Below are 13,616 nucleotides of genomic sequence, written 5' to 3' on the forward strand. Positions count from 1 at the left end.
GCGGCTCAGTCTACGGGCCTGACTTTGCCGAGGCGCCCAGCGGCAGACTGTCTGCCTCCGGTCGCCGACTGTAGCGTGCCGGCCTTGCCGAGACCGAAGTCGGGCATGTTGATATAAACATTCTCATAGGTCCCCGGCGAAGCCGCATACGTCTCGTGCCATATGCCAACCGTGCCATCGGTGCCGACCGTCTTGTTGAACGCCTGCCATGCCGGCAGGTGTTCGGCATTCTTGTTCTTCGCGTAGGCGAGCAGTTGCTCCATCGAGCGCCAGTACTGCACCATGATGGTGGTGCGCGAAAACCACATCTCGGCCTGCATGAAGCCGAGCTCGGGCTGGCGATAAAGCTCCTCGATCATGCGCGGCATCGCACGAATCACCGGCAGCCACTTATGCGCCTTCAGCGGCCGGTTGATCCGCATGCCGATCAAAAAAACCACAAAGTCGCCCTCGATAGCGGCGGTAAGACGCTCGGATCGAATCATGCGGATGCCTGCTCCAACGTCCGGCACCCTTTGTCTGCCGCCGCTGTATCAACGCCTTCCGTTGGAGCAATCGCGAGTGCTGTTTGCAAAGAAGTTCTCACTTTGAAGGTTTGGGTTGCCACAGCTCGATGGGGTTGCCCTCGGGATCGTGCAGCCGTGCAAAGTCCCCATTGGGATAGCTCTGCGGCGCCTCGACTTCAATGCCGGCGGCGCGGAGCTGCGCAATCATGGCCTTGAGATCGGCCACCCGAAAGTCGACCATCCAGTTGGGCCCCGGCTTGCCGAAATACGTCGTGTTCTTCGGAAAAGGAGCGAACGCGGTGGGACCGGCCTCTTGCTGCCACGACTTCTGTCCGTAGCTTGTCGGCACCACCGAAATACCGAGATAGGTTTCGTACCACTGCGCAAGCCGCTCGGGATGCTCGGAGCGGAAGAACAGGCCGCCAATGCCTAAAACTTTCTGCCTATGGCTCTGCGTGGGCGGGTCGGCCGCCAAGGCGGAGCAGGGGGCAATGACGAAGAGAATCCAAAGGACGGTGCGCAGCGATAGATGCTTCATAGCGTCTCCCGAGTCGGCGGTTGGCCAGCGTTGACTGTGTTGGAATTGTAGGCGCGTTTGGTGACGTCCAGCGCTAGCGTTGAACGGCGCACATCCGAACCCCTCAGATCAATGTCAGGTTCCCGACGTGACCAACGACACATCCGGAATCCAAAGTTGCGACCACCGCGCCACCTTTTCGCCTGGACCCAGCCATTGCGGCGAAGCCGGGGTGGTCATTCCAAAGCCGGTGGGCTGCGCCAGGCATCGAGCGTTGACAGTCGCGTAAAGGCGAGCGTCGTTCTCAAAGACAACTGCAATCAGCACACCGCATTGCGCGCAGAGCAAAAAGTCGGCGGTGTTGGATCCTTGTCGATACCGACGCAGCGCGTCCGAGCTGAGCGCCGTGACGGACAGTTGCCCAGCGGGATCGGAAACATAGGCGGCGCCGTGCTTTTCGCAAAACGAACAGTCGCAGGCGCGCGGAACGATGCTTGCCGGGTCGAGCGCGGTGGAAAAGCTTAGGTGCAGCTGGCCGCAATGGCAGCCGCCTGACAATGAAAACGTGCTGGCTAGTGGCGACATCGTTGTACCTGGGGCGGCTTGTTATCCAAACGGAGTAGCAGCGGAACCCTCTGCGCTGCCATGGAAATCAAATCACATGCTCGCGAAACTGCACCACATTGCCTTCGGGGTCGTGCCCGTCGCAAATGCGCGAACCCTGAAACTGCCACTCTTGTTCTTGCGGGTTGAGCTCTCCACCGAGTGACTGCGCCAGCACGCGCGCGGCAGCGATGCTAACGACAGGCAGAGCAAGTTTGATGGCGGTCGCCTCGCCTCGCGTCGCTTCGGCGGCACATCGATGTGCATAGAGGCCGCGCGTTCGGCAGGAATGGCAACAACCACGAGCTGAAAAGTCGGCGACTCGAGCACGACGTAGTCCTGCTCCGCGTGCGTGATCCGCAGATCGGCGACGTCTGCATAAAAGTCACTGACCTTGGCAACACTCTTGGCATAGACCACGGCACCTGCTGCGAACGGGACGGGCACGTCGATCTTCCTGTGCGTTGTGTTTTAACGCGGCATTTCAATTATCGGAAAGCCATCCGCTCTGCATGAGCAGTTGGCCCGCAGGCTACTCACGGTGGTCAACATTCGCCATCAGCTCGGACTCAGACCGAAGTACGCATAGGCCGAGGCGACCGACAGCCCAAGCCACGCCTGGCCTACGCTGGTAAGCGCAGGCAACGTCGCGGGATGATTCAAGCCGGTCCAGAACGCCCACGCGCCGGTAACCAGCCAGGCAGCCACGTATAGCCATGTCGTCCAACGGAGAACGTTCTTGGCCCTGTCCGAGGCGGCCACCAGCAGGCGTGCCGCAGGCGCTTCACCCGGCTTGGCAATGGCCAGCTCCGAAATGATCAGCGCAGATACCAGGCCCCCCAGCACGGACATGGCTTGGGATTTGACGTCGTTGAACGAGGCGGCCGTCAGCTCCGTGCAGCCGGCGGTGCTGACGCAATCGACGACAGCAATGGCTGCGTGCACGAGCAAAACGTAAAACACGAGCAGAACGATAGCGATGACGCCTCCAGCCACTGCCTTCATAAATCCTCCTGAGCCGACGTTGAGCCAGGTGCCGGCGTGTCACGGTTGATCCTGCATCAATGGACGGCCGCGGTCTCGAGTGCGGCGACTACAGCAAGGGCTTCTCTTCCATCAGCCCCACCAGATTGCCATCCGGATCGCGCAGAAAGCCTGTCCACAATGCATGGTCCGGCATCTTCGCGGCAAGCTGCGGCGCGCGCTCGTCCTTGGCGCCGCGTTCCACCAGCGCGGCATGGACGGCAACGATGTCCGACACCTTGAAATAGAGGATGGAATTCTGACCGACGGCACCCGAGCCTTGCGGCGTACTCAGCATCACGCGAATACCCGCCGCGTCCAGGAAGGCTAAATTCGGCCCGGCGCTGAACAGAAAGGTCAAGCCGAGCACGTCGCGATAAAACGTCAGCGCTGCATCGACATCGCTGACGGTAATGGCTATCTGCCGGATGGTGGAAAGTGTGGGATTGACGCCCATCGGTCGGACCTCGCTGTTTGTACGCCCGCGCGGCAATGCCCTCTATCGATCCGACTGCAGCAGGGCCGCCATGCGCTGGTGAACCATAGTGATCGCCTTGAGTGGCCGGATCATCACCTTGAATTCGACGATCTGGCCCGCCTCGTTCCACTTTATCAGGTCGACGCCATTGACCTGTATGCCGTCCAGCTCGGTCTCGAACTCCAGCATGGCGTCCGACGCCCCAACGATCTCACGTACGTAGTGAAACGTCGGGTTGAAGAACACATGGAAGGCTGCGCCCAGATAAGTGGCAACCCGTTTTCTGCCGTGCTGCGGCGTGTGAACCACCGGCGAGTAGAAGACGGCGTCCTCCGCGAGCAGGCCCATCAATGCCGATGGGTCGCGCTGCCGGACAATGCGATGCCAGATTTCAATAGGATGATCCGTCATGGTTCACCTTTGCGGGTCGGTCGGATGCCTGACGCCGGAATCAAAGGATAGCCGACCTCGAGGCGAATGGATGGGCCGCGCAATGTCGCGATGGCGATGACTGCCTTAGGGTCGCAAGCGAAAACCCGTACGCCAGCTCACCGCCTCGCATCGTCGAACGCGGCCTTGCGCGACGCCACGGTGATTCAGTGAATCCAGTCGCGTTCTTGCACGACCCGGTAGACGCCACGTTCTTCGCCGACGCCGGTGTGCGAATCGCGTGCCGCCCCAAGCCTCTGCGATTCCACCACGCGGATGATGTCGCGCACGGCCCGCGCATCGTTGAAGATGGCATGCCCCAGCAGCGACAGCGTGTGATCGGCCAGCTCGGCGCCATGGCTGGCGGTCACCACATCGCCATGCGCCACAATCATGTCGATCAGCCGGTTGAGCGCATCGACCTGATCCAGGGTCATGCCGAAGCGGTAGCGGCCGTCGGCGTCGTCGGGCATCGTCTCCGTGGCATAAGGCGTTTCGTCGTCGGCAGGCGCCGCGTCGCTTTCGCCGCGGTAGGCCGGAAACGAGAGATTGCTAAGCACCATGCCCATCTGTTCCACCAGAAATTCCAGGCAGATCGTGACCTGCTCCGCGTTGATCTCGGGGATACCTTCCTGCGCTACGTCCGGCGTGCGCGGTTGTGCGATATGCGAGAGAAACTCCGCGTAGTCGCGCAGCTTCTGCAGCCGGAGCTGGCCGTTCTCCGGCAGAAAATAACCCATCGTGTCCCGATCATCCGCATCGAACGTCGCCATGGCCGCCTCCTCATTCCGTCGAAGTACCCGTCCACAGCATGACGCCGGACGGGAAGTCGGGAGGTTAGAAACCGCTCATAGCCGGCGGGCTTATTTCCCTTGCGGGTGTTGTATTCGCCGCCCTCCCGACGCAGGCATCGCGTCGGTTGTGCCTACAAAAAGCGTAGGTACAAAAAAACCACCGGTTTGACGGAGGTGGGCACCGCTATGAGAGGAGTTTCTACGCTCCTTGACATCGAGTCTGCTATCGCGAGTGCGAGGTGTCAACTGCCCGAGCGAACGACGCAATGGAACGGATTTGCTCGACGAGTAAGCCGCACGCGCGCGATCGATTCCCTCACGACGAAACATGCATCAGCGTCACTAATGAGCTGCCGATTGTGCGAGAAGCCGATATCGTAAAGAACGCCGCGGACCTCTCGCTGCATGACATCGATATCCCGACGGGGCGACCTGCAAGTCTTTGCAGATCGGCTCGACCCCGAAGGTGCTCCGATGGTCGTCGATGAAGTCCCTCAAGACTTGACTCGCCGGTCGAGCTCCGCCTGGGCGAAAAAAGCATTCGCCAGCTTCAGGATCTCGTTGGCTCGGCGCAAATCCTTGTTCTAGCGCTCGAGTTCTTTCATCCGCGGCGCTTCGGCGGTGGTCACGTCGTCGCGAAGACCGGTGTCGACCTTGTGCCGCTGCACCTAGCCCAGCAAGGTTTGCGGTACGCAGCTGATCTTAGGCGCCGTCGAATCCACAGCAGCCCACAGCGATAGTTACTCTCCGCGATGCTCCTGCACCATGCGCACGGCGCGCTCGCGGCTTCGTTCTAGACATGGCATGCCTCAACGTTGTGTGTGCCCAGCGCCTAAAAGTTTGACTTGAGCAGCCTGCCGAACGCAGGTCCGCTCGAAGGATGGGTTAGGCTGTTGCCGAAAGGTGCAGAGTATCCGTGCCGCCAAAGCCTCAGTGAGCAATTCGGGACTTGCCATTCAAGGTGATCGAGGCGGGAAGTTGTCAGAGCATTGCGCCATCTTGATTACGCGTTCGGCGTGGTCTTTTGCAAGCGAGGCCAACTCTAGGCCGGCCAATAGACAGAAGGTGGACGTGATGTTGTACGCCTTCTCAATGTCATCAGCGGGATAGTGACCACCCCCGATTGCGCGGCGCACGAGCTGATTGATGCCGGTATGCGTAAAGTCGTGCAAGCTCTTTATCAACGCCCTGAAAGGTTGCATCGAATGGCCGGGCTGCACAGCCTCGATTTCTGCAAGCAAATCGGGAAACTTCTTGATCTTTCCGTTTTTGAAGTCGACGATTCCTTGCGGGTCTGCGCAACGGAAGAGCCAGCGCCCACGGACATACGCTTCCCCCGAAGGGCGCAGCAACGCGAACATTGAACTGTATTGAAGATGAGTGCCAAGCAGGAGGATGGAGGATTGGTGCTCAAGCGACACTTCAAGACACGACACCGCAAGCTTTTCTTTCTCGCCGCCGGCAAACTCGGCGGTCTGCAAAGCTTCATTGACGGCATTCGCCACCTTAAATAGGTTCGCGTAGGCCGCCTCTAGCTTGCTGGTCATATTAATTCCAATTGGCCGAGCGCCGTCCCCTAGCCTAAACTGCGATTTTCCCGTCGGTGGTATGTGCTTGTTAGGTGGCAAGCGTATTTAATTTTTACGTGTGAAGAACTTGTAAGCGCCCCAACTACCCGCCCCAGCGAGCAATGCTCCGCCAACGGCCCACCCGATAATGGGGACTGCGGCAGATGTTGCAGCTGCAGCAACAACGGACCCGATTCCGCCAGCCATACCCGTACCTCCAATCGCGAGGGCGCCACCACCTGCGGTTGCAAGAGCGCCTGTAGTTGCTGCCGCCCCAGCTACTCCCGCCGCCGTCGCAGAAGCTATAGCTGCCGCAGCTGCAGCTGCAGCTGCAGCTGCAGCTTCTGCTGCTGCGGCAACCGTAGCGACGCCGATTGCTGCACCTGCGCCCGCGCCCACCGTAGCACCCACACCGGCAGCGGCAGCCTGCCCAATTGTGTCCATTTCGTTTGCAGAACTCATCGAATTTCCCCTGTTAATTGGATAGAGCTTAACGCTTGAGTTAAGCGGCGGCGAAGCCGTCCGCCTTGAACGAATTGTTAGCTAGCTTACCGCTGCACTAATAGCGGCAAAAAGCCTAAGCCAGCAGGGCCGATTGCTATAGGGAAGCGAAGGACCTTGCCACATGACGTGATCTCGACCGCGAGCTCTTGCGCAGCGATGTTTGGCGACGACAAGAACGAGGAAAAATTTTGGATAACGTAATCATCCGACAGGTGGATTTCTCGTAGCTCTTCAGAGTGTAGATGCTCCTCGTCCGACTTCTGATTTGAGTCGACGGGGCGCAGATTGAAGCTGAGAACTACGGCATCGTTGCGAACGGTTGCTACGAAGTTATCGGCGCCGATCGATTCGCCTACGTGATCGTACTGTAGGTACACGGCTGAAGCGCCTTTACGGAGTACGCGTTGCATAGATCCTTCCCTGCCAGCTAACGCTGGAGTTAAGCGGCGACGAGGCCGTCCGCCTCGAACGAAATGTTAGACGCCACTGGCGCCTAGATGATTGTAGAAGCCGACCAAGAGAAGCACGATGGCCAACGTAACAACGCCGATGACCTCCAAGTCCCAGTTGGAATGTAAGAAGCGCACTCGAAAAGACTTGGATAGCAAAAGCGGCACTAAGACGATTAGACCTGCAGTAAGGCACAGCAGGCCGAACCAAAAATTGAACTGCATCCACTCCCGTACTGCGTGAATCATGTTTTGTGACGCCTGATGCCTAAATTAAGCCGCACTATGAAGCGGTGGCGGTTTGAATGGATTTTACGTCTCCAGCTCGTTGGATACGTGTTCGATTAATTCTCTAGTGTTCTTGGAATACTCTGCCTCTAAATCGATGCCGCACTTATTCGCAAGAACGATGATCGACCAGAGGCAGTCCGACAACTCATGCCCAAGTTTCGCTTGGCAGTCGTCAATTTTTCTGACGCCAGCATTCGCCTGAATCAGTTTTGCTAGGTCGCCGACATCGCCTACGAAACCGAGCGTAAGCTCCTCCGTGGTCCATACACGTCCATACCTCTTGATCTCAAGCTGTTCGTAAAGCTCATTGAGCCGTAGGGCAGATTTTTCCAGGTCGGTAAAGTTCATGTTGATCACATATGACGTCTGAATTGAGCCGACCCGCGAAGCGGGTTCGGCTTGAATAAATAGCTAGCCGTGCACAAAGTTGCAAATCTCACTTGAAAAATCGCGAAGGAATGCCTGCTTGTTCTGCAGCGGTTCAACGGTATGGGGCGGCGGTTGATCCATGAACGAGAAATGGCCTGCGCCGTCGGCGATGCGAACATTCACTGTTTGCCAGCCTCGCATGGTCTGAGCCAGCCATTCACTTTGTGCGGGAGGCGTGATGTTGTCCGCAGAGCCGACCCACACCTGAATGGGAACGTGCACCGCATCGAGTGCGCCTGGCACCTGGAAGAACCCGGTTGGCGGTGCAATCAGGCCAAGACGCGTTAGCCGTCCATCCGCTTGGATGTCGATGCGCTCACCGAGCCTTGACCACATTTGTCCCCCGGCCAGCGCGAGAAGAAGGGTGGCACCGATGGAGTGCCCCACACTCGCCGCCGTTGCGTCGGGTTGCACAAAGGCATCGAGCGTAAGACAAATCCGCCTTGCGCGTAGCATCAACTCTGCTTCTGTGGGTTCCAGTGAACTGAGTCGTGGAAAGTGTGGAGCAACGACGGTGCAACCTGTTTCTTTCAACGTGTCCAGCAGCGTAACGTGGCGCTCTGGATTGCCACCTGCACCCACCGCAAAAAGCACAACGGGGGAAAATTCTTTCGCCTCGCGCACGGAGACCTGGAATGATTCTGACTCGTCCTGCAATGTATGAGTGTGCATCGAGACCCCTTCCTTACTTCGAAAAATCAGTGCGGCTAACGTGGAGCTGACCGGCCCGCGCGGTTTTTAGCGCAGGTACGGTTGAGCGCAGGGTTGTGCAGCATTGGGGGCGATTGATAGAGGCGATTGGGTTGCAGCGGGAGGTGTTGCACAATTCAGCGCGGGACTAGCCGTACCCACTTCTTGCCGTCCAGCGCGCAGATGCCGTCGCTGTCTGGGCACTGCGCCAGCGTACCGGCTGTTTCTGCCGCCTGAACTTGCTCGGCCCACTTGAGGTTGCTCAGGTCCTGCCGTGCCGACCAGACCATATAAGTCGACGCGCCGACGATAGCCAACGCGCCCATCAAAAGGCCGATGAACCCTTTCCAAGCTGTCGCCACATGTGCGCGATCCGTCTTGACGACACGCTGTTCCAGCGTGTTGATCGTACCGATCATTTGCTTCACTCGTCGAGCTGCTGCACGCCGTTGCCAAGGCGTTGGAGTATTTCGGAGACAGCGGTATTTGCGCCGGCCGAGATGGATTTTGCCGCAGTCTTCTCCACCCCATCAACAATGCGCGTAACGGATTGATCGGCGACATGACCAAGGCCTTGCGCAGTCTGAGTCAATTGCTGCGTTGCTTGCCGTGACTGCTGAGCGACATGTTCGCCAAGCTCGGTCATACGGTTGGCAAACATGCTGATCTTGACGACAAGTGCTTCCACTTCGCGCTGGTCCATGGTTCTTCCTTGTAAGTGTTAGCGTGACATCACCGGCACGCTCTGCTGCGGGGCTTGGGTTTGTGCCTCGATCTGCGTTGCCTGCTGATTGATCGTCTGACCCTGCGCCTGTATCTGATCCTGTTGGCGGTTGAGCTGAGCGCCCATCGCCAGATATGCATGGCCCTCGGGGGACTGCTCATAGCATTTGCCCACTGCCAGCATGCCCTTGGTGTCGCCTCTTTCAGCGGCGCTACAAATCGCCTCGAACATGTCGTGGACAGAGCTGTCCTTGGTGACCGCCTGCGCCGTTTCGGCATAGGGGCCTTGGGCGTGTTCCAGGTTGTGTACCTGCTCCCGCAAGGCGTTGAGTGTCGTCGGGCCGGCTACACCATCAATCTTCAGGCCATTATTCCTCTGAAAGCTCTCCACTGCCTTGGTGGTGGCGGGGCCGAAGCGACCGTCTGCATGCAGGGTTTGACCATGGCTGTCGGTATAGCCCAGCACGGCAAGGTCGGATTGCAACGCGCGCACGGTATCGCCATGGCCTCCTTGCTTGAGGATTGCCCCAGCCTCGTTCAACGTATGGCCGTGGGCTTTTTGGCAGGGCTGGCAGGGCCAAGCTTGAGTTCGCTCATGGCTTCGTTGAAGCGCTCTTCGCGGCCTGCGACGCCGCGCGCATTGGCCGGGTCGCGGCCGTATGGTGTCGTACCGATAAAGTTCTGCATATCGTCACGGGTCGGTGGGTTACCCGCTTGTATCCCGCGCTCCATCTTCCCTGCCAGAAAGCTAGCAAGCTGGGCGTCATACCGAGGGGAGAACTGGTTCGCGTAATCGGCGACGCCTAATTGCAATTTGGCGTCTTTGACCATGGCGTCGGCGGCCGCTGGATTTTGTTTGCGAACATCATCAATGATGTCGCCTACACGTCCAATGGTGGCATCCAGCTGTTGGTTGGTGAATTGATCCATTTTGGTTTGCGGGATCGCCTGCAATTTGATGTCTAGCGCATCCAGCTCCTTGCGTGACAGACCACCATGTTGCGATAGATTAGTGATGTCGGTATCGTCGAATCCATTCGACTTCAAAAAACCCTTTACTTCATGACCCCCATTACCGACATCAAATTGCATCGGCCCAAACGAATAGGTGCTACTGGCAAGCTCGGCATACGAAAAATGACTAGAATCGCCCGTTCTTCCGCCAAGCTCTGTGGAGATGACAACCGTGAGCAGTTGATCGCGGGTGATAGTGGCGCTGTCTGACATGGTCAACTCCTTTTAGGACGTAGTCGGCGGGGCATAGCACTGCGTGTAAGTGAAATCGATCAGGTGCTTATCGGAAGCATCCTGTGGACTGGCCGGCTGCATCTGGAAAGCCCCGCCCATATCGCCGTAGCAAATTTCCACATTTTTCCGCTGTGACCCTTCCTGCAGTATGCAGGTGCCGCCAAAAGTGTTTTCACCGCCAACGGTGCCCAGTGGCAGATCGATGAGCTGGCTGCAACCGATGATCTTGCCGCTTTGCTTCTGTTGCGATAGGGATTGGTTGAACGAACTAATCCTGTCGTTGGGATCTCGATAGATCACCAGATTCAAGCAGCCATCATAATTGGGCTTGCCGCTAGGTTTTATGCAATTATCTGGAGTGTCATTAACTATGTTTTTATCGTTGCGCGCCAATACAGTGATACGGGCTGTATAAATCTGTCTTAGGCAGGTCGTATCTTGGCAAATGCCACGGGTGTACGTGATCCAGTTGCGTTGTTCTTTAGCCAACGCTTTCTTGCCGTACGCATCGGTCGCAGCCAGGGCCGTCTTGTAGGCTTGCTGCAGCTTGCCATCCAGCGCGGATGTCTCGGCGTCGCTACAGATCAGCTTTTCCGTGGCGCTCGCGGCCTTGTGGCAATCGAAACTGGCTGCGAGGACGCTAGGCGATAGACCGACAAGACCCAACGCAAAGAGAAGCTTCATCGCGCACGTAGACTGTATTTTCATAGAGGCTGGCGACCATTTTGAACATGACTCGGTCATTGCCCGATATCCTTCAATTGCTTGTCGATGATGTCTTTCGGACAGCACAACATCCCACCCTCCTTAGCGACGCGTCAAATCAGCTTGACTGATCTTATACCCGTCTAATCGATGCTTGCTACCGGCTAATTCGCCACGCTGATGTGACATGGCTCATTGCTCTAGTCCGTGCTTCAGTGTTTAGGACATCCGTAAGCCCCACGCGCGCGGATGCCCAGCGCTAGGTCATAAGCCAGAGTCTGCGTGTGGTCGCCGTCGTCGCTCACACACCACAACGAGTCGTCTTAGTTGGTAGGGTTGCCGTTGAGGTCCAACAAGATCACAACGACTCCCACGCACTGCCACTTGTCGCCGCGCCAGGCCTTGGGGTAGCAGCCAACACATATAGGATGCTGGGCGGATTCAGCTACGAAGTGCACCACGGTTGCATTGAATGCTCACTCAGGTCACTCACTTTTCCGGACTGACCATGGCGATGGCAACGATGACTATTATTTGAACGATGGTGGCAATGACACTGATGGCGAGGCCGCGAAAAAACGTTGTGCCGATGACAGCCGATAGGATAGCCGCACCCAGAATCGACGAGGCCGCGAAGGTCATTGTTTGAGACTGGCCCGCAAGAAATTTATCGATTACAGCGGATAGTAATCCCAGAAGAACGACGGCCAAAAGGGCAGCGCCGAAGCCTGTATTTTTAGCGCCGACCAAGCGTGCCGCAAACATCACGGGCGCAACAGTAATGGCGATAATTATCGCAAATGTCACAAAGAACATGATCATAAATATTCCGATCTGACGCGGGAGTTAAGCAGCGTCCGAGGCGTCCGCCTTGAACTAATGGTCAAGCGCACTGCACGAAACCAAAGCCCGCCAATCAATGTAGCGACCCATATCACGCAGTGACCTGAGGTCGATCCAGAACCGGCTCAACTCTCCAACCTGTTGAAACTCTTGGAACGCGCCAATAAGTTTAGCCAGGATGGCTGCATGGGACAGCCGTTGGCATGTCACTTGAGACAGCTTGCCGCAATCTTCAAAGGTGCGCTTGACTAGCACGCGGGACGGGCGTTCGCGAGCAAGGCAATACTCCGCGCGAACCGCATCAGGACGCGGCTCTAGCCAGATGTAGCCGATGGCCTTGTTGTAATGCAACCGGGCCGCTGCGCCAGGAAAATCGTCTGGCGGTAGGTAGAAGATTGGCACGTCAAAAATGCGACTGTTCATGATGCACGCCTGACGCCCGAATTAAGCCGACCCACGAAGCGGGTGCGGCTTGAATGAATGGTAAGACCCTTCTTACCCGCTTGCTGGCACTGACTCATAGCCGTTTCCCTTGCCACTCAACCAGCGCAAGGTGATCTTTCCCTCGCTGCGCAGGTGAGACTGCGCCAAATGGAATAACGGATGTTTCAGATCGGCCTCGACAAGGGCGCGCTGACTTCCATTTGTCTCAACTCTAAGAAAGTGCGCCTCGTCTGGCTCGTCGGTGTAGCTGCGTGCAATGAGGCTGAGAGGGCCGTCAGTGAAGCGGTAGATATCGTACTCGTAGTAGTAGTCGTACATACCCGACTCATCCGGCTCACTGGATTCAATTCGGCGGACGAGCTCAATGTGCATAGAAGCGGAGCCTGACGCAGAAATTAAGCGGCAGTGAAGCCATCCGCCTTGAACTAGTTGCTAGGCTATAGCTACGCAAGCGTTGCGATCAACTTTGCTGCAGATTGCCTTGTAAGTGGCCATGTGAGCAATGGGTTGGCAAGCTCATGCAGCGCCAGACCGGCGGGTCGTACTCTATGTCGTCGCGACATTCTATGCAGCTGGCCCAGTCCTCGACCTGCGCAGCAGAAACCTCGCCAGCGATGAATCGATCGAGCATCGAGGAAATAGGGGCGGCGTCCAGCACGATCACTGAGCTGGGAGCGTCCCAGCCGCAAGCCGAGAGGTCACGAGCGATTTCCCGGGCTGGCCGCCTGAGCGAAAGAAGCGCATTGAGAAGGGATTCGCGGCTGTCCATGTTTGCGACCTGGCGTTTGACATGAGCGAGTCCGCTCGATGGAGTTTTGTACTCAACGAAAGCGGGCATACATAAAGCAGGCTCTCGGTTCGGGAGAGATATTGGGATGGATCGTATAACGTTCCAGACGCCCCTCTCGATGGAAGCCCGACTTCTCGAGCGTTCGTTGTGAGCGAATATTCTCGACATCGCAGCTTGCTTGAATTCGAAACGTAGAAGGCTGCGCGAGCGCGGTAGCCACCAGGGCGTCGATGGCCTCGGTCATGAGGCCTTTGCCCCAATGCGTTGCCGCCAGAACGTAACCGATATCGATAGTGCTGCCTTGAAACCTTGCCTCAAGCATGCCAACTGGCGAGTCCGACCCGGGCGCAACAAGGATATAGGCGAAGCGGGTTCCTTCATTCCAGGCGCTTACGCAAGACCCGATGAATTCGGCGGTGACAGCCTCGGAAGCGTGCGGCGTCCAGACCATGAATCGGCAGACGGCTGGATCCTGCGCGTAGGAGGCGAAGATGGCTTTTGCATCCGAATGCCGAGGGCGCCGCAACGTCAGGCGCTCAGTCTTGATGTCGTCGGGAAGGTGCACGAATGCGGCCTAACGCT

General features: G+C 57.6%; 23 protein-coding genes, 1 pseudogene and 1 other annotated feature. All 24 genes and pseudogenes read right to left on the reverse strand.

Annotated elements, in window-relative coordinates; all coding sequences use genetic code 11:
- Positions 1–5 precede the first annotated feature (5 nt).
- The 24 genes and pseudogenes from HDE78_RS12865 to HDE78_RS12975 all read right to left on the reverse strand — a co-directional run bounded on the left by HDE78_RS12865 (position 6) and on the right by HDE78_RS12975 (position 13,599).
- The gene (locus tag HDE78_RS12865; RefSeq protein WP_179480066.1) at positions 6–485 is read right to left on the reverse strand and encodes a DUF4188 domain-containing protein; all 480 of its coding nucleotides are present in this window, start codon (positions 483–485) and stop codon (positions 6–8) included.
- A 97-nt stretch (positions 486–582) separates the two neighbouring features.
- Complete coding sequence (locus HDE78_RS12870; RefSeq protein ID WP_179480068.1) at positions 583–1,044, reverse strand: VOC family protein; 462 nt, start codon at positions 1,042–1,044, stop codon at positions 583–585.
- Between the two features lie 114 nt (positions 1,045–1,158).
- A complete protein-coding gene (locus HDE78_RS12875) occupies positions 1,159–1,608 on the reverse strand; it encodes an aldehyde-activating protein (RefSeq protein ID WP_179480069.1) in 450 nt (149 codons plus the stop codon).
- A gap of 72 nt (positions 1,609–1,680) precedes the next feature.
- Positions 1,681–2,073 carry a hypothetical protein gene (locus tag HDE78_RS12880; RefSeq protein WP_179480071.1) on the reverse strand — a complete coding sequence of 131 codons (393 nt, stop codon included), beginning with the start codon at positions 2,071–2,073 and terminating at the stop codon, positions 1,681–1,683.
- 111 nt (positions 2,074–2,184) lie between these two features.
- A complete protein-coding gene (locus HDE78_RS12885) occupies positions 2,185–2,631 on the reverse strand; it encodes a hypothetical protein (RefSeq protein ID WP_179480073.1) in 447 nt (148 codons plus the stop codon).
- A gap of 88 nt (positions 2,632–2,719) precedes the next feature.
- Complete coding sequence (locus HDE78_RS12890) at positions 2,720–3,106, reverse strand: VOC family protein (RefSeq protein WP_179480075.1); 387 nt, start codon at positions 3,104–3,106, stop codon at positions 2,720–2,722.
- A gap of 42 nt (positions 3,107–3,148) precedes the next feature.
- The gene (locus HDE78_RS12895; RefSeq protein ID WP_179480077.1) at positions 3,149–3,538 is read right to left on the reverse strand and encodes a nuclear transport factor 2 family protein; all 390 of its coding nucleotides are present in this window, start codon (positions 3,536–3,538) and stop codon (positions 3,149–3,151) included.
- Positions 3,539–3,723: 185 nt separating this feature from the next.
- The gene (locus HDE78_RS12900; RefSeq protein ID WP_179480079.1) at positions 3,724–4,329 is read right to left on the reverse strand and encodes a hypothetical protein; all 606 of its coding nucleotides are present in this window, start codon (positions 4,327–4,329) and stop codon (positions 3,724–3,726) included.
- Positions 4,330–4,746: 417 nt separating this feature from the next.
- Positions 4,747–5,156: pseudogene (locus HDE78_RS12905) on the reverse strand (IS3 family transposase); the annotation flags it as partial.
- Positions 4,774–4,890 (reverse strand) — a sequence feature (AL1L pseudoknot). Its footprint overlaps the pseudogene before it by 117 nt.
- Positions 5,157–5,306: 150 nt before the next feature.
- Positions 5,307–5,897: a hypothetical protein gene (locus HDE78_RS12910; protein ID WP_179480081.1), complete on the reverse strand. Its 591-nt coding sequence runs from the start codon at positions 5,895–5,897 to the stop codon at positions 5,307–5,309.
- 323 nt (positions 5,898–6,220) lie between these two features.
- The gene (locus tag HDE78_RS21090; RefSeq protein WP_255457793.1) at positions 6,221–6,352 is read right to left on the reverse strand and encodes a hypothetical protein; all 132 of its coding nucleotides are present in this window, start codon (positions 6,350–6,352) and stop codon (positions 6,221–6,223) included.
- A 114-nt stretch (positions 6,353–6,466) separates the two neighbouring features.
- Positions 6,467–6,832, reverse strand: coding sequence for a hypothetical protein (locus tag HDE78_RS12915; protein ID WP_179480083.1), 366 nt, complete (start codon positions 6,830–6,832; stop codon positions 6,467–6,469).
- 351 nt (positions 6,833–7,183) lie between these two features.
- Positions 7,184–7,510, reverse strand: a complete 327-nt coding sequence (locus HDE78_RS12920) for a nucleotide pyrophosphohydrolase (RefSeq protein WP_179480085.1) — start codon at positions 7,508–7,510, stop codon at positions 7,184–7,186.
- Between the two features lie 63 nt (positions 7,511–7,573).
- Positions 7,574–8,263 (reverse strand): hypothetical protein, encoded by a 690-nt coding sequence (locus HDE78_RS12925; RefSeq protein WP_179480087.1) that lies wholly within the window; start codon positions 8,261–8,263, stop codon positions 7,574–7,576.
- A 155-nt stretch (positions 8,264–8,418) separates the two neighbouring features.
- Positions 8,419–8,700 (reverse strand): hypothetical protein, encoded by a 282-nt coding sequence (locus tag HDE78_RS12930; protein ID WP_179480089.1) that lies wholly within the window; start codon positions 8,698–8,700, stop codon positions 8,419–8,421.
- A gap of 5 nt (positions 8,701–8,705) precedes the next feature.
- On the reverse strand, positions 8,706–8,984 hold the full coding sequence (locus HDE78_RS12935; RefSeq protein WP_179480091.1) for a hypothetical protein: 279 nt from the start codon (positions 8,982–8,984) through the stop codon (positions 8,706–8,708).
- An 18-nt stretch (positions 8,985–9,002) separates the two neighbouring features.
- Entirely contained in the window at positions 9,003–9,497 is a 495-nt protein-coding gene (locus tag HDE78_RS12940) for a peptidoglycan-binding domain-containing protein (protein WP_179480093.1), read from the reverse strand.
- Positions 9,498–9,541: 44 nt separating this feature from the next.
- Entirely contained in the window at positions 9,542–10,231 is a 690-nt protein-coding gene (locus HDE78_RS12945; protein WP_179480095.1) for a hypothetical protein, read from the reverse strand.
- 12 nt (positions 10,232–10,243) lie between these two features.
- Complete coding sequence (locus HDE78_RS12950; protein WP_179480097.1) at positions 10,244–10,936, reverse strand: lysozyme inhibitor LprI family protein; 693 nt, start codon at positions 10,934–10,936, stop codon at positions 10,244–10,246.
- 510 nt (positions 10,937–11,446) lie between these two features.
- Positions 11,447–11,779, reverse strand: a complete 333-nt coding sequence (locus HDE78_RS12955) for a hypothetical protein (protein WP_179480099.1) — start codon at positions 11,777–11,779, stop codon at positions 11,447–11,449.
- 54 nt (positions 11,780–11,833) lie between these two features.
- The gene (locus HDE78_RS12960) at positions 11,834–12,223 is read right to left on the reverse strand and encodes a hypothetical protein (protein WP_179480101.1); all 390 of its coding nucleotides are present in this window, start codon (positions 12,221–12,223) and stop codon (positions 11,834–11,836) included.
- Between the two features lie 72 nt (positions 12,224–12,295).
- A complete protein-coding gene (locus tag HDE78_RS12965) occupies positions 12,296–12,616 on the reverse strand; it encodes a hypothetical protein (RefSeq protein WP_179480103.1) in 321 nt (106 codons plus the stop codon).
- An 88-nt stretch (positions 12,617–12,704) separates the two neighbouring features.
- Positions 12,705–13,013, reverse strand: coding sequence for a hypothetical protein (locus tag HDE78_RS12970; RefSeq protein WP_179480104.1), 309 nt, complete (start codon positions 13,011–13,013; stop codon positions 12,705–12,707).
- A 52-nt stretch (positions 13,014–13,065) separates the two neighbouring features.
- Positions 13,066–13,599, reverse strand: a complete 534-nt coding sequence (locus HDE78_RS12975; protein ID WP_179480106.1) for a GNAT family protein — start codon at positions 13,597–13,599, stop codon at positions 13,066–13,068.
- Between the last annotated feature and the right edge of the window lie 17 nt (positions 13,600–13,616).

Source organism: Rhodanobacter sp. K2T2, from assembly GCF_013408815.1.
GTDB lineage: Bacteria > Pseudomonadota > Gammaproteobacteria > Xanthomonadales > Rhodanobacteraceae > Rhodanobacter.

Excerpts from the sequence above, each read along its gene's own strand:
- HDE78_RS12890 (WP_179480075.1), bottom strand. The coding sequence starts at position 3,106 with ATGGGCGTCAATCCCACACTTTCCACCATCCGGCAGATAGCCATTACC.
- HDE78_RS12895 (WP_179480077.1), bottom strand. The coding sequence starts at position 3,538 with ATGACGGATCATCCTATTGAAATCTGGCATCGCATTGTCCGGCAGCGC.
- HDE78_RS12875 (WP_179480069.1), bottom strand. The coding sequence starts at position 1,608 with ATGTCGCCACTAGCCAGCACGTTTTCATTGTCAGGCGGCTGCCATTGC.
- HDE78_RS12910 (WP_179480081.1), bottom strand. The coding sequence starts at position 5,897 with ATGACCAGCAAGCTAGAGGCGGCCTACGCGAACCTATTTAAGGTGGCG.
- HDE78_RS12970 (WP_179480104.1), bottom strand. The coding sequence starts at position 13,013 with ATGGACAGCCGCGAATCCCTTCTCAATGCGCTTCTTTCGCTCAGGCGG.
- HDE78_RS12925 (WP_179480087.1), bottom strand. The coding sequence starts at position 8,263 with ATGCACACTCATACATTGCAGGACGAGTCAGAATCATTCCAGGTCTCC.
- HDE78_RS12960 (WP_179480101.1), bottom strand. The coding sequence starts at position 12,223 with ATGAACAGTCGCATTTTTGACGTGCCAATCTTCTACCTACCGCCAGAC.
- HDE78_RS12930 (WP_179480089.1), bottom strand. The coding sequence starts at position 8,700 with ATGATCGGTACGATCAACACGCTGGAACAGCGTGTCGTCAAGACGGAT.
- HDE78_RS12950 (WP_179480097.1), bottom strand. The coding sequence starts at position 10,936 with ATGAAGCTTCTCTTTGCGTTGGGTCTTGTCGGTCTATCGCCTAGCGTC.
- HDE78_RS12915 (WP_179480083.1), bottom strand. The coding sequence starts at position 6,832 with ATGCAACGCGTACTCCGTAAAGGCGCTTCAGCCGTGTACCTACAGTAC.
- HDE78_RS12945 (WP_179480095.1), bottom strand. The coding sequence starts at position 10,231 with ATGTCAGACAGCGCCACTATCACCCGCGATCAACTGCTCACGGTTGTC.
- HDE78_RS12885 (WP_179480073.1), bottom strand. The coding sequence starts at position 2,631 with ATGAAGGCAGTGGCTGGAGGCGTCATCGCTATCGTTCTGCTCGTGTTT.
- HDE78_RS12955 (WP_179480099.1), bottom strand. The coding sequence starts at position 11,779 with ATGATCATGTTCTTTGTGACATTTGCGATAATTATCGCCATTACTGTT.
- HDE78_RS12965 (WP_179480103.1), bottom strand. The coding sequence starts at position 12,616 with ATGCACATTGAGCTCGTCCGCCGAATTGAATCCAGTGAGCCGGATGAG.
- HDE78_RS12935 (WP_179480091.1), bottom strand. The coding sequence starts at position 8,984 with ATGGACCAGCGCGAAGTGGAAGCACTTGTCGTCAAGATCAGCATGTTT.
- HDE78_RS12920 (WP_179480085.1), bottom strand. The coding sequence starts at position 7,510 with ATGAACTTTACCGACCTGGAAAAATCTGCCCTACGGCTCAATGAGCTT.
- HDE78_RS12900 (WP_179480079.1), bottom strand. The coding sequence starts at position 4,329 with ATGGCGACGTTCGATGCGGATGATCGGGACACGATGGGTTATTTTCTG.
- HDE78_RS12870 (WP_179480068.1), bottom strand. The coding sequence starts at position 1,044 with ATGAAGCATCTATCGCTGCGCACCGTCCTTTGGATTCTCTTCGTCATT.
- HDE78_RS12865 (WP_179480066.1), bottom strand. The coding sequence starts at position 485 with ATGATTCGATCCGAGCGTCTTACCGCCGCTATCGAGGGCGACTTTGTG.